Source organism: Ruegeria sp. YTSA168, from assembly GCF_059610045.1.
Genome location: NZ_JBXWMW010000005.1, coordinates 139,267 through 160,421, shown reverse-complemented (window position 1 = coordinate 160,421; position 21,155 = coordinate 139,267). Strand labels below are relative to the sequence as shown.

At 57.6% G+C, this 21,155-nt stretch carries 26 protein-coding genes; 12 read left to right on the top strand and 14 right to left on the bottom strand.

Features of this window, described 5'->3' with window-relative positions; translation table 11 throughout:
- The first annotated feature begins 16 nt into the window (after positions 1-16).
- Entirely contained in the window at positions 17-388 is a 372-nt protein-coding gene (locus AC2FFE_RS12155; protein WP_496846754.1) for a hypothetical protein, read from the top strand.
- Positions 389-435: 47 nt separating this feature from the next.
- Here the strand turns inward: AC2FFE_RS12155 and rpiB are convergent, their stop codons facing one another.
- Both rpiB and AC2FFE_RS12145 read right to left on the bottom strand, forming a co-directional pair.
- Positions 436-876, bottom strand: a complete 441-nt coding sequence (gene rpiB / locus AC2FFE_RS12150) for a ribose 5-phosphate isomerase B (protein WP_496820286.1) — start codon at positions 874-876, stop codon at positions 436-438.
- Positions 877-933: 57 nt separating this feature from the next.
- On the bottom strand, positions 934-1,953 hold the full coding sequence (locus tag AC2FFE_RS12145; RefSeq protein ID WP_496846753.1) for a ribose-phosphate pyrophosphokinase: 1,020 nt from the start codon (positions 1,951-1,953) through the stop codon (positions 934-936).
- 107 nt (positions 1,954-2,060) lie between these two features.
- On the opposite strand from AC2FFE_RS12145, the gene AC2FFE_RS12140 reads away from it, so the two are divergent.
- Together AC2FFE_RS12140 and AC2FFE_RS12135 are read left to right on the top strand one after the other, a co-directional pair.
- A complete protein-coding gene (locus tag AC2FFE_RS12140) occupies positions 2,061-2,663 on the top strand; it encodes a 2-hydroxychromene-2-carboxylate isomerase (protein WP_496846752.1) in 603 nt (200 codons plus the stop codon).
- A gap of 9 nt (positions 2,664-2,672) precedes the next feature.
- Positions 2,673-3,479 (top strand): alpha/beta fold hydrolase, encoded by an 807-nt coding sequence (locus AC2FFE_RS12135; RefSeq protein WP_496846751.1) that lies wholly within the window; start codon positions 2,673-2,675, stop codon positions 3,477-3,479.
- Between the two features lie 28 nt (positions 3,480-3,507).
- Here the strand turns inward: AC2FFE_RS12135 and AC2FFE_RS12130 are convergent, their stop codons facing one another.
- From AC2FFE_RS12130 to AC2FFE_RS12100, 7 genes are all read right to left on the bottom strand, one after another.
- Positions 3,508-4,542 (bottom strand): threonine aldolase family protein, encoded by a 1,035-nt coding sequence (locus AC2FFE_RS12130; RefSeq protein ID WP_496846750.1) that lies wholly within the window; start codon positions 4,540-4,542, stop codon positions 3,508-3,510.
- Entirely contained in the window at positions 4,542-5,015 is a 474-nt protein-coding gene (locus AC2FFE_RS12125; protein WP_496846749.1) for a YcgN family cysteine cluster protein, read from the bottom strand. The genes AC2FFE_RS12130 and AC2FFE_RS12125 overlap by 1 nt, the downstream gene beginning before the upstream one ends.
- A complete protein-coding gene (locus AC2FFE_RS12120) occupies positions 5,012-5,944 on the bottom strand; it encodes a bifunctional riboflavin kinase/FAD synthetase (protein ID WP_496846748.1) in 933 nt (310 codons plus the stop codon). Before AC2FFE_RS12120 ends, AC2FFE_RS12125 begins: the two co-directional genes overlap by 4 nt.
- Before the next feature lie 166 nt (positions 5,945-6,110).
- Positions 6,111-6,554 (bottom strand): MaoC family dehydratase, encoded by a 444-nt coding sequence (locus AC2FFE_RS12115; protein ID WP_496820293.1) that lies wholly within the window; start codon positions 6,552-6,554, stop codon positions 6,111-6,113.
- A 101-nt stretch (positions 6,555-6,655) separates the two neighbouring features.
- A complete protein-coding gene (locus AC2FFE_RS12110) occupies positions 6,656-7,531 on the bottom strand; it encodes a TIGR01459 family HAD-type hydrolase (protein ID WP_480828008.1) in 876 nt (291 codons plus the stop codon).
- Positions 7,532-7,771: 240 nt separating this feature from the next.
- Positions 7,772-8,692, bottom strand: a complete 921-nt coding sequence (locus AC2FFE_RS12105) for a manganese-dependent inorganic pyrophosphatase (protein WP_496846747.1) — start codon at positions 8,690-8,692, stop codon at positions 7,772-7,774.
- A 117-nt stretch (positions 8,693-8,809) separates the two neighbouring features.
- The gene (locus AC2FFE_RS12100; protein ID WP_496846746.1) at positions 8,810-9,790 is read right to left on the bottom strand and encodes a TraB/GumN family protein; all 981 of its coding nucleotides are present in this window, start codon (positions 9,788-9,790) and stop codon (positions 8,810-8,812) included.
- A gap of 104 nt (positions 9,791-9,894) precedes the next feature.
- Here AC2FFE_RS12100 and AC2FFE_RS12095 point away from each other — a divergent pair, with 104 nt between their 5' ends.
- Positions 9,895-10,575: a DUF2161 domain-containing phosphodiesterase gene (locus tag AC2FFE_RS12095; protein ID WP_496820299.1), complete on the top strand. Its 681-nt coding sequence runs from the start codon at positions 9,895-9,897 to the stop codon at positions 10,573-10,575.
- A gap of 18 nt (positions 10,576-10,593) precedes the next feature.
- On the opposite strand, the gene bla is transcribed toward AC2FFE_RS12095, so the two are convergent.
- Positions 10,594-11,475 carry a class A beta-lactamase gene (gene bla, locus AC2FFE_RS12090; RefSeq protein WP_496820300.1) on the bottom strand — a complete coding sequence of 294 codons (882 nt, stop codon included), beginning with the start codon at positions 11,473-11,475 and terminating at the stop codon, positions 10,594-10,596.
- Between the two features lie 224 nt (positions 11,476-11,699).
- Here bla and groES point away from each other — a divergent pair, with 224 nt between their 5' ends.
- The 5 genes from groES to AC2FFE_RS12065 all read left to right on the top strand — a co-directional run bounded on the left by groES (position 11,700) and on the right by AC2FFE_RS12065 (position 16,664).
- Positions 11,700-11,987: a co-chaperone GroES gene (gene groES, locus AC2FFE_RS12085; protein ID WP_170352338.1), complete on the top strand. Its 288-nt coding sequence runs from the start codon at positions 11,700-11,702 to the stop codon at positions 11,985-11,987.
- 55 nt (positions 11,988-12,042) lie between these two features.
- The gene (gene groL, locus AC2FFE_RS12080) at positions 12,043-13,686 is read left to right on the top strand and encodes a chaperonin GroEL (RefSeq protein WP_496846745.1); all 1,644 of its coding nucleotides are present in this window, start codon (positions 12,043-12,045) and stop codon (positions 13,684-13,686) included.
- A 175-nt stretch (positions 13,687-13,861) separates the two neighbouring features.
- Positions 13,862-14,704, top strand: coding sequence for a DMT family transporter (locus AC2FFE_RS12075; RefSeq protein WP_496846744.1), 843 nt, complete (start codon positions 13,862-13,864; stop codon positions 14,702-14,704).
- A gap of 38 nt (positions 14,705-14,742) precedes the next feature.
- Positions 14,743-15,516: an alpha/beta fold hydrolase gene (locus AC2FFE_RS12070; RefSeq protein WP_496846743.1), complete on the top strand. Its 774-nt coding sequence runs from the start codon at positions 14,743-14,745 to the stop codon at positions 15,514-15,516.
- Positions 15,513-16,664, top strand: coding sequence for an alpha-D-ribose 1-methylphosphonate 5-triphosphate diphosphatase (locus AC2FFE_RS12065; RefSeq protein ID WP_496846742.1), 1,152 nt, complete (start codon positions 15,513-15,515; stop codon positions 16,662-16,664). Before AC2FFE_RS12070 ends, AC2FFE_RS12065 begins: the two co-directional genes overlap by 4 nt.
- 63 nt (positions 16,665-16,727) lie before the next feature.
- Here AC2FFE_RS12065 and AC2FFE_RS12060 read toward each other — a convergent pair whose 3' ends face one another.
- The 4 genes from AC2FFE_RS12060 to AC2FFE_RS12045 form a co-directional block, all read right to left on the bottom strand.
- Entirely contained in the window at positions 16,728-17,798 is a 1,071-nt protein-coding gene (locus tag AC2FFE_RS12060) for a 5-(carboxyamino)imidazole ribonucleotide synthase (RefSeq protein WP_496846773.1), read from the bottom strand.
- Positions 17,799-17,800: 2 nt separating this feature from the next.
- Positions 17,801-18,556, bottom strand: coding sequence for an NAD(P)-binding domain-containing protein (locus tag AC2FFE_RS12055; RefSeq protein ID WP_496846741.1), 756 nt, complete (start codon positions 18,554-18,556; stop codon positions 17,801-17,803).
- Positions 18,553-19,038 (bottom strand): 5-(carboxyamino)imidazole ribonucleotide mutase, encoded by a 486-nt coding sequence (purE, locus tag AC2FFE_RS12050; protein WP_496846740.1) that lies wholly within the window; start codon positions 19,036-19,038, stop codon positions 18,553-18,555. Before purE ends, AC2FFE_RS12055 begins: the two co-directional genes overlap by 4 nt.
- A gap of 76 nt (positions 19,039-19,114) precedes the next feature.
- Positions 19,115-19,339, bottom strand: a complete 225-nt coding sequence (locus AC2FFE_RS12045) for a YdcH family protein (protein ID WP_170536261.1) — start codon at positions 19,337-19,339, stop codon at positions 19,115-19,117.
- 163 nt (positions 19,340-19,502) lie between these two features.
- On the opposite strand from AC2FFE_RS12045, the gene AC2FFE_RS12040 reads away from it, so the two are divergent.
- From AC2FFE_RS12040 to AC2FFE_RS12030, 3 genes are all read left to right on the top strand, one after another.
- The gene (locus AC2FFE_RS12040) at positions 19,503-19,916 is read left to right on the top strand and encodes an Hsp20 family protein (protein WP_058275530.1); all 414 of its coding nucleotides are present in this window, start codon (positions 19,503-19,505) and stop codon (positions 19,914-19,916) included.
- Positions 19,917-19,921: 5 nt separating this feature from the next.
- Positions 19,922-20,146 (top strand): DUF1150 family protein, encoded by a 225-nt coding sequence (locus AC2FFE_RS12035; protein ID WP_170536263.1) that lies wholly within the window; start codon positions 19,922-19,924, stop codon positions 20,144-20,146.
- Between the two features lie 105 nt (positions 20,147-20,251).
- Positions 20,252-21,136, top strand: coding sequence for a PhzF family phenazine biosynthesis protein (locus AC2FFE_RS12030; RefSeq protein ID WP_496846739.1), 885 nt, complete (start codon positions 20,252-20,254; stop codon positions 21,134-21,136).
- The last annotated feature ends 19 nt before the right edge of the window (positions 21,137-21,155 follow it).

The window sequence follows — 21,155 nt, the reverse complement described above, 5'->3', positions numbered from 1 at the left end:
GACGCGAGCGTTCGTGATGAGTTTGGTAGCTGTGCGTCGAACACTCGTCCTTCTGCTGATCACGCTCGCTTTGACGACCGGCTACATCCTAACATTAGATCGAACGACTGAATCTTTGCCCACTTTGTTGCAAGGACTTCCTGTCAACTTCGTAAAAGCAGGGGATGAACTTCAAGCCCGCCTAGAGGTTGAGTACACACCGCCGTTTCCCGAAGAGGAACTGGTTCATCAGTTGCAGTTACAAGGTATTCCCGTCGACCCCGAGAACCGATTTGCACGCGTGAGAAAAGGAGATTTTGCGTGCACTTACATCTGGGATATTTGGTGGCAATCCGAAGATGGTATGGTGAAAAGATTCGAAACCCAGGTTGGGGCAATTTGCCTTTAGCCTAGAGCTACAACCGTTGCGTTTGACCGATGGCGATGACTAAGCGCTCAGTCTTCAATCATATCCACGCGAGTTGCATGTCGGCCGCCTTCGAATTCAGCATCCAGAAATGCATCTACGATGTCCAGTGCCGTGCCTTCCCCCACGACACGCGCGCCGATGGATAGCATGTTGGCATTGTTGTGCTGACGGATCATGCGGGCCGAGAACGTGTCGGAACATACGCCACAGCGAATGCCTGGCACTTTGTTGGCGGCCATCATGATGCCCTGGCCGGTGCCACACAGCACAATTCCCAACTGACAATCACCCGACGCTACGGCCTGTGCGGCGGCTTTGCCGTGCAGAGGGTAGTGCGTGCTTTCGGGCGTGGTTGGGCCGATATCCAGGACGTCCCAGCCTTGCCCAATGATGTGGGCTGCAACCGCCTGACGCAAATCGATGGCGGCGTGGTCACTGGAAAGGACGATACGTTTGGATGCAGTCATCTCAGCGGTTTCCTGTTCAATATCGGTGGTGTGGTCGGAATGTGCCCGACCCCACACTCAGTCCATGTGATAGAGCGACTCATAGATCGGCGTCAGCGTCTTGTCTTCGAACAGTGATGACACGCTGGTGCCGTTCCAGATGTTCAGAATGGCCTGCGTAAAGATCGGCGCGGTGGGCACGATACGGATGTTCGGTGCTTTTACCACCTCGGGTCTCGGCTGGATCGTGTCGGTCAGCACAAGCGACTTCATCACCGAGTTCGTCACACGTTCAACCGCCGGGCCGCTCATGACGCCGTGGGTGATGTAGGAATGGACTTCCTTGGCGCCGTTGTCCAGCAGTACCTGCGCCGCCTTGCAGAGCGTTCCGGCGGTGTCGCACATGTCGTCTACGATCAGGCAGATCTTGTCCTTCACGTCCCCGATGACGGTCATTTCCGCCACTTCACCGGCTTTTTCGCGGCGTTTATCCACGATCGACAGTGGCGCGTTGATCCGTTTGGCCAATTCCCGTGCACGGGCCACGCCGCCGACATCGGGTGAGACCACCATGATCTCGTCCAAATTTTCCTTGAACTGGGTTTTCACATCCAGCGCAAAAATCGGCGAAGCATAAAGGTTGTCGACCGGGATATCAAAGAACCCCTGTATCTGCGCGGCGTGCAGATCCATGGTCAAAACACGCTCGATCCCGGCGCCGGTCAGCATGTTGGCTACCAGCTTGGCACTGATCGGCGTGCGCGCCTTGGTGCGGCGGTCCTGACGGGCATAGCCGAAATATGGGATGACGGCAGTGATCCGTTGAGCAGAGGACCGGCGCAGCGCATCGGCGATGATCAGCAGCTCCATCAGGTTGTCATTGGCCGGGTTCGAGGTTGGCTGGACAATGAACATATCCTCGCCGCGCACATTTTCGAACACTTCGACGAAAATCTCGCCGTCATTGAACCGTTCAACCCGCGCATCGACCAGTCCCTGGTCAACACCACGATGCAAGCTCATGCGGCGTGCGATGGTTTCGGCAAGTGGAAGATTTGCGTTCCCAGCAATAAGCTTGGGTTCGTGAAGTGTCGGCATCGGCTGAGGTCCCCGGGCAGCTTTGGCAATGTGACAGATTCGTGATGTTGACACCGCTTAGCATGGCCTTACCGTCCCGCAAAGGTAACCCAGCGGAGAAAGTGAACATGACCCGGATTGACTACTATTTTGCGACAATTTCGCCCTATAGCTACCTGGCAGGTACACGGCTGGAGGAGATCGCGGCAAAGCATGGCGCGGAGATCAATTACAAGCCACTGGATATCATAGCCTTGTTTGCGCGCACCGGAGGTACGCCGCCGAAAGACAGGCATATCTCTCGCATCGAGTACCGCGCGCAAGAGCTGCTGCGGCAGGCCAGAAATTTGGGTATGACGTTTAATCTGCAACCGGCGCATTGGCCCACGAATATGGCCCCATCTTCCTACGCAGTGATCGCCGCGATCAAGGACGGATCAGGCGATGTGGGCAAGCTGTGCCATTCGCTGTTGCGCGCCTGCTGGGCTGAAGAAAAGGACGTGGCACAGGATGATGTGATCCGTGCCTGTCTGGCTGACGCAGGGTTTTCCCCGGATTTGGCCGATAGCGGCTTGCTGCTTGGGGCTGAGACCTATACCGCCAATCTGGAAGAAGCCGTGGAGCGCGGTGTGTTTGGTGCCCCATTCTATATCACCGAGGACGATCAGCGGTTCTGGGGGCAGGATCGGCTAGCGGACCTGGAGCGACATCTGGCCGACCATCAAGGGTAGAAGATCAAGATGTCCGTAGCGCAAAACTTACATGTCAGCCACCTAGGCCAAGGCGATCGCAAGGTTCTGGCCCTGCATTGCACCATTGCCCATTCGGGCGTCTGGGCCGGTCTTGCCGCGGTGATGAATGGGCAGGCGAGTTTTGTTGCGCCGGATATGCTGTCGCACGGACGCAGCCCAGACTGGGACCGACAGGGTGATCTGTTTGAACGTTTGACCGAGGCTACGCTTGAACATCTGACGGAACCTATGGATGTGATCGGCCATTCCTTTGGGGCGATGATCGCCTTGCGGCTTTCGGTGGAACATCCTGAACTGGTCCGCAGCGTTGTTCTGATCGAGCCGGTATTCTTTGCCGTAGCGCAGCAGGCGGCGCCGGAACTGGTCGCAGAATATGCGCATGTCGCGCAACCCTATATGGATGCGATTGCAGCCGGGGATGAACCTTTGGCCGCCCGCCTGTTCAATCGCATGTGGACCGGGGACGCCGGGCCGCACTGGGCCGACCTGCCCGAAGCTGCACGCGCTGGGATGGTGCGCGGTATTCATCTGGTGGGGGCAGTGGAAAACGCACTGCTCAACGACACTATGGGGCTGCTGGACCCTATCAGGATCGCGCAGGCCAAAATGCCGGTTCTATTGCTGCACGGCTCGCAGACCCATAAGGTAATGGTTGCCATCAATAGTGGTTTGCAGACCCGCCTTCCAAAGGCCCAAAGCGCCGTGATCGAAGGAGCGGGGCATATGGCCCCCATCTCTCATCCACGCGAAACCGGTGCCGCAATCGCGGCGTTCTGGAGCGGATTGCCGTCATAAGTGTGACACCCTTCTAGCGCCGCCAGCGTTAGAGCAGCTCCAGAAACTGGTCGATCAGTTCGTCGCTGATGGACCAGTCACAGACCAGCCGGCAAGCCAGAATTTCCTCGTCGTCCGACCCATCCAGCTCAGCGCCCCACAGGTGATAGACGGCCCCAGCCTCATGCAGCTGTTTGTGTCGGGCCCGCGAGAACTGGGTAAAGATCATGTTCGCCTGTGGCTCGTGTAGGAACGAGGCATCCCTGGCGCGCAGCCCATCGGCCAGCCGGGCGGCGTTTGCATTGGCCTGACGTGCCAGTTTCAGCCACAGATCATTGTCCAGATAGGCAGCCATCTGGGCGGACAGATAGCGGTGTTTGGAAAACAGATGCGCCCCGCGTTTGCGGCGCAACTCAAACTCCCATGCCTTGCTTTCGTCAAAGAAGACAACGGCCTCGACACCCAACAGACCGTTCTTGGTGCCGCCAAAGCTGAGCGCATCGACGCCGGCTTTCCATGTCATTTCGGCTGGCGAACAGTTCAATGCAACCAAAGCGTTGGAAAAACGTGCGCCGTCCAGATGCACAGGTAGCTCGAATTCCTTGGCCACGGCGCAGAGCGCTTGCAACTCTTCCAGCGTGTAGACCGATCCGCGTTCGGTCACCTGCGTGATCGATACGGGCCCGCGCTGCGGTCCGTGAACGCCGCGTGTTTCCTCGCCAAGGATCGACCCCCGCAACGCGTCGGGCGTCATCTTGTCACCGCCTGGAACAAGCGTCAGTTTGGCCCCGCTGTAGAATTCGGGCGCGTTGCACTCATCCTCATGAATATGGGCGACCGGAGAGCAAAAGATCGTCTCCCAAGGGTTGGACAAGGTGGCCAGAGCCAGCGAATTCGCCGCTGTCCCGGTTGCCACCAGGTAGACCGCCGCGTTTGGTGCCTCAAAGACTTCGCGAATGCCTGCGCGAACCTTATCCATCATCGTGTCCGCCCCATAGGCCATCTGATAGCCCTGATTGGCTTCAGCCAGTTTGGCCAGAACATTAGGATGGACCGGGCCGGAATTGTCAGAGGCAAAGAACATTAGGTTGGCTCCTCAATAATGTGGTCTTCCCACTCTTCCATGGGGGTTTCAAACTCGGAAACGGTGCGCCCCTGAACGGAAACGCCGGCCGCATGCACGCTGTCCGGCGTGCCGGATATCAGAGGGTGCCAATCGTACAACCGCTTGCCTTCCCAGAGCAGACGATAGGCGCAGGTTTGCGGCAGCCAATAGGCGTGATCGTCGATGTTGTCGGGCGTCATGACGATACATTCGGGCACAAATTGATGTCGGATATCATATTGCATGCACCGGCAGCTTTCATCATCCAGCAATCGGCAAGCAACGCAGGTCAGGGCAACCTCGCCACTGTCCTCGTCCTCCAGCTTGTTCAGGCAACATTTGCCGCAGCCGTCGCACAAAGCCTCCCACTCGCGCTGGTTCATCTTGCGCAGGGGTTTGCGTTCCCAGAACCGGGCAGGCAAGCCTGTGCGTTCAATCGGGTCCGCGCTCATAGGCCGCCCAGAATGCTGCGCGCCTTGTCGCAATCCGCATCCATTTGCGCGATCAAAGCGTCCAGCCCGTCAAAGGTCAGTTCCGGGCGCAGGAAATCAATCAGACCCACCGACAAGGTCGCGCCATACAGATCGCCGGAAAAGTCAAAAAGGAAGGTTTCAATATTGGGCACTTCACCGTTGAACATGGGCCGCACCCCGACCGAGGCCGCACCGTGATAGCTGCCCCTATGCGGGCCATCCAACACATCGACCAATACGGCATAGACTCCGAATTTCGGCGGGTGCAGCCCTTCGATGGACATGTTGGCCGTTGGAAAACCCAGCTCACGCCCGCGTTGCTCGCCTCCAATCACTTCGCCTTCGATCCGGTGCCAATGGCCCAGCATAGCAGCGACGTCCCGTGGCTTGCCTTCACTGAGCGCAGTTCGGATCGCGGTCGAGGACACCACATTGTCAGAGCGCTCCATCAGCGGTGCGATCGTCACGCCAAATCCCATATCCTGCCCAAAGCGGATCAGATCATCTGCCGTTCCGCTGCGCCCTTTGCCAAAACAGAAATCGGCGCCGACAACTACATGCGACAGGCCGAGGCCATCGCAGATCACATTGCGGGCGAACTCCACAGGCGACAGACCTGCAAGTGCGGCGTTGAAGGGCAGTTCATACAGTTTTTCGACGCCCAGCTTTTCCAACCGGTGCGCCCGTGCATTCCCACGCATCAGCCGAAAGGGCTGTGTGTCAGGTGCAAAATACTCACGCGGATGCGGCTCGAACGTCAAAACACCCAGCGGTGCATCAGGGGCCGCGTTGCGGGCCAGCGCGATGACCGACTGATGCCCAAGGTGCACGCCATCAAAGTTCCCGATCGCCACGCTGGCGCCGCGATCTTCTGGCTCAACAAACTGGAAGTCTCGGATGATCTGCATGCGAAGTGGGTACTGTTCATCCCAGCTATGTTCAAGCACCTCATCCGAGTGGGTGAAAAATTCCTGGCTGCAATACCGCCGGCGTTACTGCTCGGGCAGAGAGCCAAAGCGTTTTCCATCGCTCTGGAACGCAATCGGCGACGGATCGGTATCGGTTGAACGCTGATCAGTCGAATTTTCGCGATGGGGCCAGTACCATCGCCTCGCCGATCAGAACCTTTTTGCCATCGACCGAGCAATGGCAGTCCAGCTTGACGCGGCGTTTGGCAAATTCGATGTCGATCACTTTGACCTCGGCATAGACCATGTCGCCGGGGCGCACTGGTGCCAGGAATTTCAGCGACTGGCCCATATAAACTGTGCCATGGCCCGGCAGCTGCTCGCCAATCACGGCCGAGATCAGACCCGCCGTCAGCATCCCATGGGCAATCCGGCCCTCAAAGATCGTATCGCGCGCATAGTCATCATCCAGATGCACCGGGTTCCGGTCGGTGGACACCTGAGCAAACATCTCGATATCTTCGTCTGTCACCACTTTGCGCAGGTGACGGGTCATGCCCATTTCGATGTCTTCGATACAGATCGTTCCGCGTGGAAGATTATCCAACATGTTGCCCTCACTCGACATCGACCGTGAAACAAAAATCCACTGATCGCCCTAAGATGGCAACTTTATTACTTCGCAGATGCAGAAAATCAAGCCCAAAATTTCTATCTCAAACGGCCAATCGTGTAGGTTGGGTTGATCTTTTCTTTTTGAATATAGCCAGTTAGGGATTCTTCGTGCGGATGATGTGTTGTTTTTGTTTCAGCTGCGGCCAAACCGCCCGAGATAAACAGTGTATCGATTCCCTCACCCATGCCGCCCAGAATGTCGGTGTGGGGGCCATCACCAATGGCCAGGATGTCTCCATCGGGAATGTCCGCGCCCAGTTCCTGTAGCCTGCGACGGGCCAGATCGTAGATCGGGGGATGAGGTTTGCCAAAATAGAGACTTTCGCCACCCATTTCAGTATAAAGCTTCGCCAGGGCCCCTGCGCACCACTCGCGCACCTCACCCCGATCCACCACGATATCTGGGTTCGCACAGAGCAGTTTCATTCCCATTTGCTTGGCATATAGGAAATCCGCGCGGTTCACATCCGGGTCCGCCATGGGATCAAAGGGCCCGCAACATACGATCCCTTCAGCCTGATCCAGCGGAACGCGGTCAATATGGATCGGATGATCCAACAGTTTCAACGGTTCGAAAAAACCAGCGTCGCGTTCCCATTCTCCCATGAAATAGACCTTGTGCCCAACAACACCGCGGAACATGGCAGACCGGGCAGAATCTCCGCTGGTCGCGATGGTGTCATAGGCATCGTCTGGCACGTTGAACTGCGCCAATTGCGAGGCAACCCCGGCCCGTGGTTTGGGCGAGTTGGTCACCAGAACGACCAAACCGCCCGCCGCGCGATAGGATTGCAACGCAGCCACCGCTTCGGGAAACGCCGTAATACCGTTGTGGACGCATCCCCAGAGGTCGACAAACAGCGCCTTGTAACGGTCCGAAATCTCGGTCAGTGAGGAGATAATCTGGGTCATAGGCTCTCTTTCAGCGATGGGGCGCGGGTTGCCTAGGCTATGGCAGACAGAAACAGGTTTTGCCAGAGGGGGGGCGCTGCCCCCGCCGCCCTTTGGGCGACTCCCCCGGGATATTTGCGGCCAGATGAAGCAGGGATCCAATCTTCATCTGGCTCTAAATATCCCGGAGCGCGAGGCAGAGCCTCGCAAAAAGAAGAAAGGCGCTCAATTGAGCGCCTTGGTATCTCAGGTTGTCTGCGATCAAACTTTCAGATTTGGGATGATCTGCTTTTTGCGGCTCATGACGCCGGGCAAGACCACGATGTCTCCTTCAACGGCAGCGTCAAAGCTCTTTTCGGCAACGCTTTTGACCAGATCGTTGGGCACCAGCAAGGTGGCTTCTTCGTTCAGAATGTCGACGACGAACAGTAGCACCTGATCCACGCCGTCTTCCTTGGCGACGTCTACCATCGAGATGGCCAGGTTGTCTTTGCGATCCAGCACAACGCCAGGCGCTGTGGTTTCCAGAACCGAGACGCGGAACTTGGTGCCGTCCACTTCGTATTCCTTGCTGTCCATGCGGATCAGTTCGGCATCCGAGAAAGACGAAACATCCGATTTCGCTGCGAACATATCGGCGGCATAGGCTGAGACATCCAAGCCCAGTTCAGCGGCCAGTTTTTCTGCCACGGCGCGGTCATGCGCGGTGGTGGTGGGCGAGCGAAATTCCAGTGTGTCCGACAGGATACAGGTGAGCGCCGCGCCTTTGACAGCGTCAGGCATCTTGGCCGTGTCGTCACCGATCAGGTCGATCATGATAGTTGCTGTGCAGGCGAGCGGGCGCACAGTGATGTCGATCGGGCCTTTGGTCTCCAGACCGCCAACCAGCTTATGGTGGTCGATGATGGCGCGGATATCGGCGTTATTGACGCTGGCGGGCAGCTCGGCCGGGTTGTTGGTGTCGACGACGACAACCGGTGCGTCTGCATCCACATCCGTGATGATGCGGGGTTTTGGAAGATCCCAACGCTGCAACATAAAGGCGGCCTCGGTGTTGGGTTCACCCAGCAGGACGGGCTCGGCCGGTTCGCCTTTGATTTCGTTCAGGTACCAGGACCATAGGATCGGCGAGCCTGTGGAATCGGTGTCCGGAGATTTGTGACCAAATACGAGGGTTGTCATGACAGTATCCTGAGGATTGCAATTTGCGCGCCTTATAGGTTGGTCCAAACGAAATGTCACCAACAGCTTCGCGCATGCGACGGTTCGTCTGATGCGACTTGGGCCATGACAAAATGGCTAGAAGGGTGCAGGGTTCAGCGTGTATCCGGCCTGTTCCAGCAGGGCCAGCAACCCAAAATCATCGCCCAGATGGCCGGCGCCCACCGCGATCACGGCGGTCTGGTTCTGAATATTCAGGATGTGCTCCATCCAGTTGGCATTGCGTTGTACCAGCATCTTCTGCTCGAACCGGTCCCATTCCACAGCGTATTCGCTTTCAGACAGTCCCGACGCCTCAAGCCCCTGCAACCGTGCAAGTTGCAGGATTTGGGCGTGCTTTTCTTCCAGATAGGCGTTGGCCACCGTAGTCAGGTGATTGGCGTCGCTTTTTAGCGCACCGGTCATCCGCACCAGTGACTCTACCTGCTCTTGCATTGGAAGATCATCAAACAAGGTCATCAGATCTTCGACCCGTTCAAGTGAATGCTGTGGGATGTCATTGGCTTCGGCCAGATCGGTCAGCCTGGCATCCATCCCGTATTTCGCATCCGGGTTCTGCATCAGGCAGGGTGGAATGCCCAGCATCATGCTCAGAAACCAGGGGCGCATTTTCGCCGCCATCCAGCTGGGAATGCCCCGTTCTGCCAGTGTATCGGATAGCGTGGCCCAGTCTTCGGCGCTCATCAGATCGATCAGCGTGGGCCCCGAAGTGATCATGACCGGGCTGAGATCCTGTGCGAGACCTTGTTCAAATACCTTCATCTCGGCCTGAGTGACCTCGAAGTAAAAGGCATCGGCTTGGCTCAGCGCAGGGGTCAGGCGTTCAACCACCGCATCCATGCGGGGATCATTGGTATGGAGCGTTCCGATCAGGTGCAGCGTGGTGTCCCCTTTGCGGGCGATCCAATGGTTGCCTTCCGAATAGGGAATGTCGGCGAGGGCTTGCTCCAGACTGTCTTGCTGAGCTTGCGACATCTGCGGGCGCAGGTCATGCCCTTCGCAGGTGGCGTGTACCGTGGCGGGCAGCAGCATAAATCCGATCAAGGCCAACAGGCGCATGCGTGATCCTCCGGGATGGGTCAGGCAAGGACTTAGTCATCCAAATGCAGCATATTCAAGGCGGCGCATCTGGTATTTTTGTTGGAAACCCATAGCATCGAGTCATGGAGCGCGAACAGGATCTATACCCCCCGATCAAAGCGTTGTTAGAGCGTCAGGGTTATACCGTGAAAGGCGAGGTGGGCCCGGCGGATATCATGGCGGTGCGCGGCGGATCTGACCCCGTGATTGTCGAGCTTAAACTGCGGTTCTCGCTGGCCTTGTTTCATCAGGCCATTGCGCGGCTAAAGATCACCGACCAGGTGTATCTGGGGGTCAGCAAACCGACAGGGCGCGCGGCCAGACGCGCGCTGCGCGACAATCTGGCGATGTGCCGCCGGTTGGGCTTGGGGCTGATCACTGTTCGTGCTGATGGCGCGGTCGAAGTGCAGTGTGATCCCGGGCCCTACGCACCGCGAAAGAACAAGGTCAAAGCAGCGCGCATGCTGCGGGAATTTGATCGACTGGAAGGTGATCCCAACGCCGGAGGTGCAACTCGGCACGGGATCGTCACAGCCTATCGGCAGGATGCACTAAAATGCGCCGCGCATCTGGCAGAGCACGGCGCCACCAAAGGTTCTGAGGTTGCGGCTGCAACCGGTGTTTCTGTCGCCACACGCTTGATGCGTGAAAACCACTATGGCTGGTTCGATAAGGTTGAGACAGGTGTTTATGTCCTGTCCTCTGCGGGTGAAGAGGGGCTGAAGCACTGGGCCTATAGCTGGGAGGATGCAGATGAAACCTAGCCGCGCAGATTGGCTTGCTCACTCAGGGTGCGCTTCGATCTCGGCGATTATTGCGCGGCCAATATCGGAAATCACAGCGTTGCGTTTTGCAAAGGATGCGCTTGTTTCGGTGAGATAGATAGCCGCCAGATAGGTGCGTGATTCTGGTGTTTGCAGAAAAGCGATGATCGCGCGGTTACCATGGCCACCAGCGCCGGTCTTGTTACCGATTGTCCACCCTTCTGGTACGTGAGGGCGGATGAGTTCGTCGGCGACCTGATCTTCGATCATCCATTGCCTGAGTTGAGCGGCGGAGGCTGGTGAAAGGCGCATGCCAAACAGTAGCCGTTCCAACGTCTCCAAAATCGCTCGCGGCGTTGTTGTATCGCGTGGATCACCCGGTGTGGCTTGGTTCAGCGCTGTTTCCCATCGATCAAGGCGGGTGATGGTGTCGCCTGTTGTGCGCAGAAAGCTGGTTAGGTCGCTGGGCCCGCCCACTTGCTGCAACAACAGGTTGGCCGCGGTGTTGTCGCTGATCGTGATGGTTGCTTTGCACAGGTCCTGCACGGTCATGCCGGATTCCACATGTTTACTGGTGACGGGCGAGTAGTCGACAAGGACAGATGATTGATAGGTAATGCGTTCCGATAACGCCTGGGTCCCTGCATCGACCCTTGCCAGAACCGCGCCGCATAAAAGAGGCTTGAACGTGCTGGACATCGCAAACCTTTCATCCGCGCGATAGGCAACCTCCCACCCGCTGTCGACCTCATAGAGCAATACACCAATCCGTGCGCTAAGTTCGCGCTCCAATGTCTTGACTGTGTCAGTCAGACTCTGCGCTTGAACCGGTGTAGTCGATCCCGCCATCAGAGAAATCAAAAGGAATAGACCGATGGCAAAGGAATGATATCTACACATTGGATTCTCTCCGACTAAACGTGGCCGCGGCGAGAGTATTCGGCTGGAGACCACAGTAAACCGCTTGGCCCGTAGAATTCGGCAAAAAATATCACGGCAACTTGTTGACTCGCTTCTTGCGACCCCCTAGCTATGCGTCGTTATCACTCTACGACCCTGAGTGCTAACGCCTCACCGATGGGTGAGGGGAGGATAGATAACTTTGAGCCCAAGGAGCTGCAAAGATGGCATTGAAACCGCTTCATGACCGTGTGCTGGTTCGCCGTACCGAAAGCGAAGAGAAAACCGCAGGCGGCCTGATCATTCCCGACAGCGCAAAAGAAAAGCCCAGCGAAGGCGAAGTCGTTGCGACCGGCGAAGGCGCCCGCAAAGACAGCGGCGAGTTGATCGCAATGGCTGTGAAAGCTGGCGACAAGATCCTGTTCGGCAAATGGTCCGGCACCGAGGTTCAGGTCGACGGCGAAGAGCTGCTGATGATGAAAGAAAGCGACATCATGGGGATCATCGAGTAAGCCGCGCGCTTCACTCTGATCTTCATCTTTATACATTTTCTCAAGGAGAAACGACATGGCTGCAAAGGACGTCAAGTTCGACACCGATGCCCGCAACCGCATGCTGTCAGGTGTGAACATCCTGGCCGATGCTGTTAAAGTGACCCTGGGCCCCAAAGGCCGCAACGTGGTCCTGGACAAATCTTTCGGCGCACCGCGCATCACCAAAGACGGTGTTTCGGTTGCCAAGGAAATCGAACTGGAAGACAAGTTCGAAAACATGGGCGCGCAGATGGTGAAAGAAGTCGCCAGCCGCACCAACGACGAAGCCGGTGACGGCACAACTACCGCGACCGTTCTGGCGCAGGCCATCGTCAAAGAAGGCCTGAAGCAGGTTGCAGCGGGCTTGAACCCGATGGACCTGAAGCGTGGCATCGACCTGGCAACCGCCAAGGTTGTTGAAGGCATCAAATCGGCTTCGCGCGAAGTTAAAGACTCGGCAGAAGTTGCTCAGGTTGGCACCATCTCGGCCAACGGCGAAGCTGAAATTGGCAGCCAGATCGCAGACGCGATGCAGAAGGTTGGCAACGAAGGTGTCATCACCGTCGAAGAAAACAAAGGTCTGGAAACCGAGACCGATGTTGTTGAAGGTATGCAGTTCGACCGTGGCTACCTGTCGCCTTACTTCGTCACCAACGCAGACAAGATGATCGCAGAGCTCGACGACTGCATGATCCTGCTGCACGAAAAGAAACTGTCCTCGCTGCAGCCGATGGTTCCGCTGCTGGAGCAGGTGATCCAGTCGCAAAAGCCGCTGCTGATCATTGCTGAGGACGTTGAAGGCGAAGCGCTGGCAACTCTGGTTGTTAACAAACTGCGCGGCGGCCTGAAAATTGCTGCTGTCAAAGCACCGGGCTTCGGCGATCGCCGTAAAGCCATGCTGCAGGACATCGCGATCCTGACCGGTGGTCAGGTCATCAGCGAAGATCTGGGCATGAAGCTCGAGTCCGTCACCATGGACATGCTGGGCACTGCCAAGAAGATTGAAATCACCAAAGACGAAACCACCATCGTTGACGGTGCAGGCGAGAAAGCCGAGATCGAAGCACGTGTTGCTCAGATCCGCACTCAGATCGAAGAAACCACCAGCGACTACGACCGTGAGAAGCTGCAAGAACGCGTTGCCAAACTGGCAGGCGGTGTTGCTGTTATCCGCGTCGGCGGCATGACCGAAGTGGAAGTGAAAGAGCGTAAGGACCGTGTGGATGATGCTCTGAACGCAACGCGCGCTGCCGTTCAGGAAGGCGTTGTTGTGGGTGGCGGTGTTGCGCTGGTTCAGGCCGGTAAAGCACTGGAATCTCTGACAGGTGCAAACGCCGATCAGGACGCTGGCATCAACATCGTTCGTAAGGCAATCGAAGCGCCGTTGCGCCAGATCGCCGAGAACGCAGGCGTTGATGGTGCGGTGGTTGCGGGCAAAGTTCGCGAAAGCGACGACGCAGCATTCGGCTTCAACGCTCAGACCGAAGAATATGGCGACATGTTCTCATTCGGCGTGATCGACCCTGCGAAAGTTGTCCGTACCGCTCTGGAAGATGCGGCATCGGTTGCTGGCCTGTTGGTCACCACCGAAGCAATGGTTGCCGACAAACCCGCCAAAGAAGGCGCGGCACCCGGCGGCGGCATGCCCGACATGGGCGGCATGGGCGGCATGATGTAAGCTGCTTAGGCCTTAGTGCTTATCGACGGGGTCGCCTTCGGGCGGCCCTGTTTCGTTTTGAATAGCCGCTTTGCGGCTATGCCTCCGGCGGAGGTATTTTTGAACAGAAGAAGCTGTGGGCGTGTTTGCAGGAATGTGAGTGTGCAAACCTGACAGAAGCAGGTATGCGGTTGGGATGAAGTTGCTTTTGCTCACAGCCCTGACCATGTGCGCCTTTGCTGCGAATTCGATCCTGAACCGGCTGGCGATTGACAGCGGTGCCAGCGATCCTGCCAGCTTTGCGGTTGTGCGCGTGCTGGCGGGCGCGGTGGTTCTGAGCCTGTTGGTGTGGGCGCGTAAGACTTCAATGCCGCTGCGTTCGGGTCGGCGAGTTCTGGGGGCAGGGTCCCTGTCTTTGTACATGATCGGGTTTTCGGTGGCCTATCTGACGTTGGATGCGGGTCTTGGAGCGCTGATCCTGTTCGGGGTTGTTCAGATATCCATGTTTGCGATCGGCGCATTAACTGGGACAACACCTACAGGCCGGCAAATCGCAGGTGCAGCGGTCGCTTTGGCTGGGTTGGCTTTTGTGCTGTGGCCGACTGAGGCGGTTCAGGTCGACGCCTCGGGGGCGGCGCTGATGGTCGCGGCTGGTTTTGGTTGGGCGATTTATTCTTTGGTCGGGCGGTCCGAACCGGACGCCTTGGCCGGGACAGCGGCCAATTTTGTTATCGCGCTTCCCGTAACGGCGTTGGCGCTGGTTTTCATGGGCGGAGATTGGGAGATCGATGCAACGGGATGTGTGCTGGCCATATTGTCTGGCGGGGTCACGTCGGGTTTGGGATATGCGCTTTGGTATCGGGTCTTGCCGCAACTCGCGCCCTCGGTTGCCGCGGTGGTTCAGTTGAGTGTGCCCGTGATCGCGATTGTCGGCGGCGTGGTCCTGTTGGGTGAAGTTGCAGGCGCGCGGCTGTTGGCCGGGGCAGCTTTGGTACTGGGTGGCATTGCCCTGGCCGTTCTGCGCCGGACCCAAGGGTAGGTCTTCCCTCAGACCCTCATTGGCATTATTGGGCGGTCATGAGAATTCTGTTTGCCCTCATTTTCCTGTGCCTGCCTGCGGCGGCCAGCGCCAAATGTGTCATCCTGTTGCATGGGCTGGCGCGAACCGAGGCGTCGTTCTCGGTGATGGAGCAGTTGTTCAAGGCGCATGGCTACACCGTCATACGCCCTGGCTATCGGTCGACAGATATGGGCATTCCCGAACTGGCTGAACAGACACTGCCCGATGCGGTTGCAGCCTGTGGCGAAGATATAGCTAACGTTGTCGCGCATTCCATGGGCGGTATCTTGTTGCGGTATTGGCTTCAGGATAACAGGCCTGAAAACCTTGGCCGCGTCGTCATGTTAGGCCCGCCTAATCAAGGCAGCCAACTTGTTGATGAGCTCAGCGCTTGGGAAGTGTTTGGTTATCTGAACGGACCCGCCGGATTGCAGCTTGGCACTGGATCTGAAGGCATCCCAAGGAAGCTGCCTGCGGTGGATTTCGAACTGGGCGTGATCGCAGGTGAGAATTCTTTGAACCCAGTGTTTTCTTCACTGATCGATGGGCGGGACGATGGTAAGGTTTCGGTCCGAACCACCAAGGTGGATGGCATGGCGGATCATATCGTTCTGCCGGTGACGCACACGTTCATGATGAACAATCCGCGCGTGATGGCACAGGCCCTGCATTTCATCGAGTTCGGCCAATTTGATCCGCAGATCACTTGGCTGGATGGGGTCACTGACATCATTGACGAGATTTGCATCGGGCAGGATTGCTCTGAACCAGAGTCGGAGCCGACCAGATGACAACGCTGGAGCTGACGCTGTGCAACGCTGAAGTTCTGTTGCCGTGTGCAGGACTGACACAGGAGCCAGTTGTAATAGCTGATGGGCAGGTGCAGGCGTCACGCGTGGGTCGAGAGATTGACCTGACCGGTTATATGGTCCTTCCGGGAATCATCGACCTACATGGTGACGGTTTCGAACGCCACATCGCCCCGCGCCGAGGGGCCATGAAGCAAATGAACGAAGGCATTTTGTCGGTCGAGGCAGAGTTGGCGGCAAACGGGATCACCACCGGAGTACTGGCGCAATTCTATAGCTGGGAAGGCGGCGTGCGCGGTCCCGATTTTGCTGCGCAGGTCTTTGACGCGATTGCTGCGGTTAAGAACAGCACTGTCACCGACTTGATCCCTCAGCTAAGGTTCGAAACCCATATGCTGGACGACTATGGGGACCTGGTTGCGCGGATCAGAGACTGGCAGGTTCCTTACGTGGTCTTCAATGACCACCTGCCGCATGATCGCCTTGCGCAGGGCAAGAAACCGCCGCGCCTGACCGGACAGGCACTGAAAGCGGGACGTAATCCAGACGCTCATTTCCAGATGCTGCTCGAGATGCATGCCCGCCGGGAAGAGGTTCCCGCTGCGATCGAAACGCTGTGCGTTGAGCTAGTGGGGCTGGGTGTTCGCCTCGGCAGCCACGATGACGCGACCGCTGAAATCCGGGGCTGGTGGCGGGATCGTGGCATTCACATCTCTGAATTCCCCGAAACACTTGAGGCGGCTGAGGCTGCGCGTTCAGCAGGCGATCACATTATTCTCGGCTCACCCAATGTGGTCCGGGGCGGGTCACACAAAGGAAATGCCAGCGCGGTTGAACTGATTGCCATGGGTCTGTGTGACGCTTTGGCGTCTGACTATCACTACCCCAGCCCGCGCCGTGCGGCGTTGATGCTGGCCAAAAGCGGCGTTCAGGATTTGGCTGCCGCCTGGGATTTGATCTCCTCCGGCCCCGCGCGTGTTCTGTGTCTTGAAGACCGTGGCACGTTAGAGCCGGGCAAACGCGCTGACCTTGTCATTCTGGATCGGAAGACCCTCCGCGTCGCCGCTACGCTGGCCGGAGGGCGCATCAGTTACATGTCCGGAGACATCGCGGCCCGGTTCATCTCTTGAACCCGGCCCCCTTCTCTTGTTCACAAATACCTCCGCCGGAGGCATCACGCGCTAGCGTGATTTCTATTCGCGCGCGATCCGGTTGAAATGTCCCATCTTCCGGCCTGCCTTTACTTCGGCCTTACCGTAGAGATGCAGGGCGACGTCCCGTTCCTGAGCCAGCTCAAGTACGCGGTCCATATCGGCACCGATCAGGTTCTCCATCACCACATCCGAATGCCGCTGCCCATCACCTAAGGGCCAGCCAGCCACAGCGCGGATATGTTGTTCAAACTGATCGACGGCGCAACCATTCTGCGTCCAATGGCCCGAGTTATGAACGCGCGGCGCGATCTCATTCACGATCAAACCCTTGGGCGTCACAAACAGCTCGACCCCCATTACTCCAACATAGTCGAGCGCATTCAGGATATTGGCGGCCAGCAGGATCGCATCTGTGCGCTGCGCCGGACGTAGGCGGGCAGGTACTGTGGTCGTGTGCAGGATGCCGTCCCGATGCACGTTCTCGCCCGGATCGAAACAGGCGACCTGACCGTCCAGCCCGCGCGCGGCAATAATTGACACCTCATGGCTGAAATCAACGAACCCTTCCAGGATCGAGGGCGCGCCGTTCATGTCCGCCAACGCGGCGCTGGCATCCTCGGGCATGCGCAGCCGCGCCTGGCCTTTCCCATCATAGCCGAAACGACGGGTTTTTAGGATGGCCGGGGTTCCGATTTGCTCAATTGAGGCCTCAAGGCTGCTCAGATCTGATACATCCGCAAAAGGCGCCGTGTTCAGGCACAGCTCCTGCAAGAACCGCTTTTCTGTCAGTCGATCCTGACTGACGCGCAAGGCTTCACGCCCGGGGCGAATGGGGCGATGCGCTTCCAGAATATCCAGCGCCTCGGTCGGTATGTTTTCGAATTCATAGGTGATGACATCAACCGAATCTGCAAAGGCCTTTAGCGCCTCGGCGTCGTCATACGCCGCCGTTGTTATGCGATCTGCCACCTGACCGGCAGGTGGGTTCGCGCCGGGCTCATAGATGTGGCTGACAAAACCCAGTCGCGCCGCTGCGACTGACAGCATGCGGCCCAACTGACCACCGCCCAGAATTCCAATCGTTGCACCGGGGGCCAGCATTTGTGTCATCATCAGGTCTCCAACCGTTTGCCAATCGCGGCCAGGGCGGCGTTCAGCGCGTCATGTGCCTTGCCCGACTGTAACGCATCGGTCATCTGCAGGCTCAGCGTTCCATCTGTGGCCAGCGCATCGCGCTCGGCCGCAAGTCGCCCTGCTTTGCCCTTTTCCATCGCGGAAAGAAAGCCCGAGATCAGCTGTGTGGTATAAAATTCGGCACCGTCTGAGTTTCCGGTTTGATCGGACAACCAGCCTGCTCCCGTCGCCATCAAATCCAGCATCCCCGGCACCATGGCGCAGATTGCGAAATGGGCGTTCAGCGCCGTCTCATCCGCGACTTTGATCACGGGGTTCTCTGGCTCGAACAGATTGGCCAATAGGCGATCATTGCCCAGGGCGGCCAAGGGGCAACCACCGGTTGCCAGAAAGCCTAGTGGGATGGTCTGCACGAAATCCGACGCAGGCGTACAGAGCTCTGCCAACTGATCTGTCGAAACGGCAGCCATTACAGAAACAATCTGTTGATCCGCGCGAAAGGTCAGAGGCGTCAGAATGTCAGCGGCCACCTGTGGGCGCAGACACAAAAACACGATGTCTGAGGCGTCGAGCACAGATTGGATATCCGCAACTGTCACACCCAATTCTGATTTGAGTTGTGCAGATACTTCGGCATTGCGTTCGGTGATCCATATGTCATGATCTTTGGCCGCCAGAAAGCGCACCATCGGTGCAGCGATGTGGCCGGTTCCGACAAAGCCGACCCGCCTCATCCTTCGGGTTCTTCTGCGATAGAGGCTGATAATGCCATTCGCCATGCGTCTAGCCGCTGGGCCAACGCGTCATCCCGAAGTGCCAGAATACCAGCGGCCATCAGCCCTGCGTTTGCACCTCCGGCCGATCCGATGGCCATGGTGGCAACCGGGAAACCTTTGGGCATCTGCACAATGGAATACAGCGAATCAACACCTGACAGAGCACGGGTCTGAACAGGAACGCCAATCACCGGCACCCGCGTTTTCGATGCCATCATACCCGGTAGGTGCGCCGCGCCGCCTGCGCCAGCGATAATCACGTTCAAGCCACGTTCGACAGCGGTTTTGCCATAGTCCCAGAGGCGGTCCGGTGTGCGGTGGGCCGACACGATGCGCTTTTCATAGGCGACACCCAATTCGTCCAGAATATCTGCGGCTTCCTTCATCGTGGGCCAGTCGGACTGGCTGCCCATGATGATCCCAACTTTGACGTTACCCATCCGCTTGATCCCCGCCTTGTTCGCAGAGCGCGCAATATATCCAAATCCGCCTTCGTGGCAATGCGTTAGGCCGATATCAGGCGATGATGTCCGGCGTTAGACGATCTTCGATCAATCGGATGATATCCTTAAGGCGCAGCTTTTCCTTTTTCAGCCGGCGCAGGGTCAGCTGATCTGCGGTCCCGCGGTCATGCAGTGCTTCGATGGCCTCATCCAGATCACGGTGCTGTCGTCGGAAAACCTCAAGCTCAACCCGCAATACGTCATCGGTTTTCATCGAAAGATCGGTGGGCGCGTTCATTGGCGACTCGAGCTGGTTGTGGTGCTTACCCAACAAGATAGTGTGTCAGACGTTATCACGCCAGACCTTGTGGACATCCTGGTTTCTTCCCATATTCTATGGTGCGCGGTTGCCAGAACGGGGCCGCACCACACGTCGCTTTGGCAATAAAGGACGAGAAAACGTGTCAAAACTTACTCTTGGCTCATACCCGCATCTATTGGGGTTCGAGCAGTTGGAACGCCTTCTGGAACGGTCTGCAAAGGCCGGTAATGAAGGCTACCCGCCCTATAACATCGAACAGACGTCGGATTTTTCGTACCGGATTACTCTGGCTGTGGCCGGGTTTGCCGAAGAAGACTTGTCGATCACCATCGAGGATCGCCAACTGGTGATCCGGGGCCGTCAACGCGACGACAGCGAGGGGCGCATCTTCCTGCACCGTGGCATCGCGGCGCGTCAGTTTCAGCGCATGTTTGTGCTGGCCGACGGGGTCGAGGTGGGCGAGGCGATCATGGAGAACGGTCTGCTGCATGTGGATCTAACCCGCGCCGTGCCGGAAACCGTGGTGCAGACAATCAACATACGAAAGGGGTAAGAGCAATGAATACACCGATTGAAATCAACACCGAAGGCGACCGTATCGTTTATGTCAAAACGGTCGAGGTTGCCGATCTGCCAAGCGATCTGCAGGATCAGGCGGGTGATCTGGATCAGCTTTATGCCGTGCATGATTCCGATGGTCAGCAGCTGGCACTTGTGGCTGACCGCAAGCTGGCCTTTGTGTTGGCACGACAGCATGATCTGTCTCCGGTCGCTGTTCACTGAGGGGGCCCTTTAAGCCTGATTTGGGCGTGACAATCCCAATGACACACGCGAAGGTTTGAGACCGGCGGACCCTGCCGGATTTGTCCTGTGTTCGGAGGCCGCGCGATGAGCTGGTTTGACTTTGATTGGGTGGATGCCTTCAGTGACCGCGCCTTTGGCGGCAATGGCTGCGCCGTTGTCCATGATGGCGCAGCGCTGCCAGCCGATGTTTGCATGGCCTATGTCCGCGAGACCTCGCTGGTGGAGTGCACATTCACCGGGCCGTCCGAATTTGCAGATATTCATGTGCGGTACTTTCTGGCCAGTCGCGAGATCCCCTTTGCCGGTCATCCAACAATCGCGACGGTTGCCGCAATGCGGTCGCGGGGATTGATCTCGGGCGATTCTCTGACACTTGAAACAGGTGCGGGGCTTGTGGCGATCAAGTTGAACGGCGACGAGATTGAGATGACGCAGGTCGCGCCGGAGTTCGGTGCATATGTGCCTGCTGACCTTGTCGCTTCGACAATCCAACTGCCGGAAGATGCCATCATCTCACCGCCTCAGTTTGTATCGACCGGGTTGCCCTTTTGCATAACGGTTCTGCGTGATCATGAGGCGCTGCGCGCAGCACGACTTGATGTAGAGCCGTTGCGTGAGGTTGCCGCCGCTGCCGGGTTCTCCGGTTCGGATATGGCCGAGCCGTTTCTGGTGGCTTTACAGGGCGCAACGGCCAAGGGCAATACGTTCTCGCGCCTTTTGCTGGCCCCGCCCAGCCCGCCGGAGGACCCGTTTACAGGATCAGCGACCGGCGCGATGGCTGCATATCTTTGGAAACACGGATTGATGCCAAAGGACAGTTTCATCGCGGAGCAGGGTCACGACATGGGCCGTCCTGGTCAGGCGACGGTGACCCGCGTTGGGCCATCTGAGGCGATGACCGGGATCAAGGTCGCAGGGCGTGGTCATGTGCTGATGCGCGGACAGGTGGATTTGCCTGATCAGATGTAAGCGCATGTGGGGTTAAGTC

Bases quoted from the DNA above. Each gene is read 5' to 3' on its own strand.
- AC2FFE_RS12155 (WP_496846754.1), top strand. From the start codon at position 17: ATGAGTTTGGTAGCTGTGCGTCGAACACTCGTCCTTCTGCTGATCACG.
- AC2FFE_RS12060 (WP_496846773.1), bottom strand. From the start codon at position 17,798: ATGACACAAATGCTGGCCCCCGGTGCAACGATTGGAATTCTGGGCGGT.
- AC2FFE_RS12075 (WP_496846744.1), top strand. From the start codon at position 13,862: ATGAAGTTGCTTTTGCTCACAGCCCTGACCATGTGCGCCTTTGCTGCG.
- AC2FFE_RS12065 (WP_496846742.1), top strand. From the start codon at position 15,513: ATGACAACGCTGGAGCTGACGCTGTGCAACGCTGAAGTTCTGTTGCCG.
- AC2FFE_RS12095 (WP_496820299.1), top strand. From the start codon at position 9,895: ATGGAGCGCGAACAGGATCTATACCCCCCGATCAAAGCGTTGTTAGAG.
- AC2FFE_RS12110 (WP_480828008.1), bottom strand. From the start codon at position 7,531: ATGACCCAGATTATCTCCTCACTGACCGAGATTTCGGACCGTTACAAG.
- AC2FFE_RS12055 (WP_496846741.1), bottom strand. From the start codon at position 18,556: ATGAGGCGGGTCGGCTTTGTCGGAACCGGCCACATCGCTGCACCGATG.
- AC2FFE_RS12100 (WP_496846746.1), bottom strand. From the start codon at position 9,790: ATGCGCCTGTTGGCCTTGATCGGATTTATGCTGCTGCCCGCCACGGTA.
- purE (WP_496846740.1), bottom strand. From the start codon at position 19,038: ATGGGTAACGTCAAAGTTGGGATCATCATGGGCAGCCAGTCCGACTGG.
- AC2FFE_RS12115 (WP_496820293.1), bottom strand. From the start codon at position 6,554: ATGTTGGATAATCTTCCACGCGGAACGATCTGTATCGAAGACATCGAA.
- AC2FFE_RS12125 (WP_496846749.1), bottom strand. From the start codon at position 5,015: ATGAGCGCGGACCCGATTGAACGCACAGGCTTGCCTGCCCGGTTCTGG.
- rpiB (WP_496820286.1), bottom strand. From the start codon at position 876: ATGACTGCATCCAAACGTATCGTCCTTTCCAGTGACCACGCCGCCATC.
- AC2FFE_RS12145 (WP_496846753.1), bottom strand. From the start codon at position 1,953: ATGCCGACACTTCACGAACCCAAGCTTATTGCTGGGAACGCAAATCTT.
- AC2FFE_RS12120 (WP_496846748.1), bottom strand. From the start codon at position 5,944: ATGCAGATCATCCGAGACTTCCAGTTTGTTGAGCCAGAAGATCGCGGC.
- AC2FFE_RS12035 (WP_170536263.1), top strand. From the start codon at position 19,922: ATGAATACACCGATTGAAATCAACACCGAAGGCGACCGTATCGTTTAT.
- AC2FFE_RS12030 (WP_496846739.1), top strand. From the start codon at position 20,252: ATGAGCTGGTTTGACTTTGATTGGGTGGATGCCTTCAGTGACCGCGCC.
- groES (WP_170352338.1), top strand. From the start codon at position 11,700: ATGGCATTGAAACCGCTTCATGACCGTGTGCTGGTTCGCCGTACCGAA.
- AC2FFE_RS12105 (WP_496846747.1), bottom strand. From the start codon at position 8,692: ATGACAACCCTCGTATTTGGTCACAAATCTCCGGACACCGATTCCACA.
- bla (WP_496820300.1), bottom strand. From the start codon at position 11,475: ATGTGTAGATATCATTCCTTTGCCATCGGTCTATTCCTTTTGATTTCT.
- AC2FFE_RS12130 (WP_496846750.1), bottom strand. From the start codon at position 4,542: ATGTTCTTTGCCTCTGACAATTCCGGCCCGGTCCATCCTAATGTTCTG.
- AC2FFE_RS12045 (WP_170536261.1), bottom strand. From the start codon at position 19,339: ATGAACGCGCCCACCGATCTTTCGATGAAAACCGATGACGTATTGCGG.
- AC2FFE_RS12140 (WP_496846752.1), top strand. From the start codon at position 2,061: ATGACCCGGATTGACTACTATTTTGCGACAATTTCGCCCTATAGCTAC.
- AC2FFE_RS12070 (WP_496846743.1), top strand. From the start codon at position 14,743: ATGAGAATTCTGTTTGCCCTCATTTTCCTGTGCCTGCCTGCGGCGGCC.
- groL (WP_496846745.1), top strand. From the start codon at position 12,043: ATGGCTGCAAAGGACGTCAAGTTCGACACCGATGCCCGCAACCGCATG.
- AC2FFE_RS12135 (WP_496846751.1), top strand. From the start codon at position 2,673: ATGTCCGTAGCGCAAAACTTACATGTCAGCCACCTAGGCCAAGGCGAT.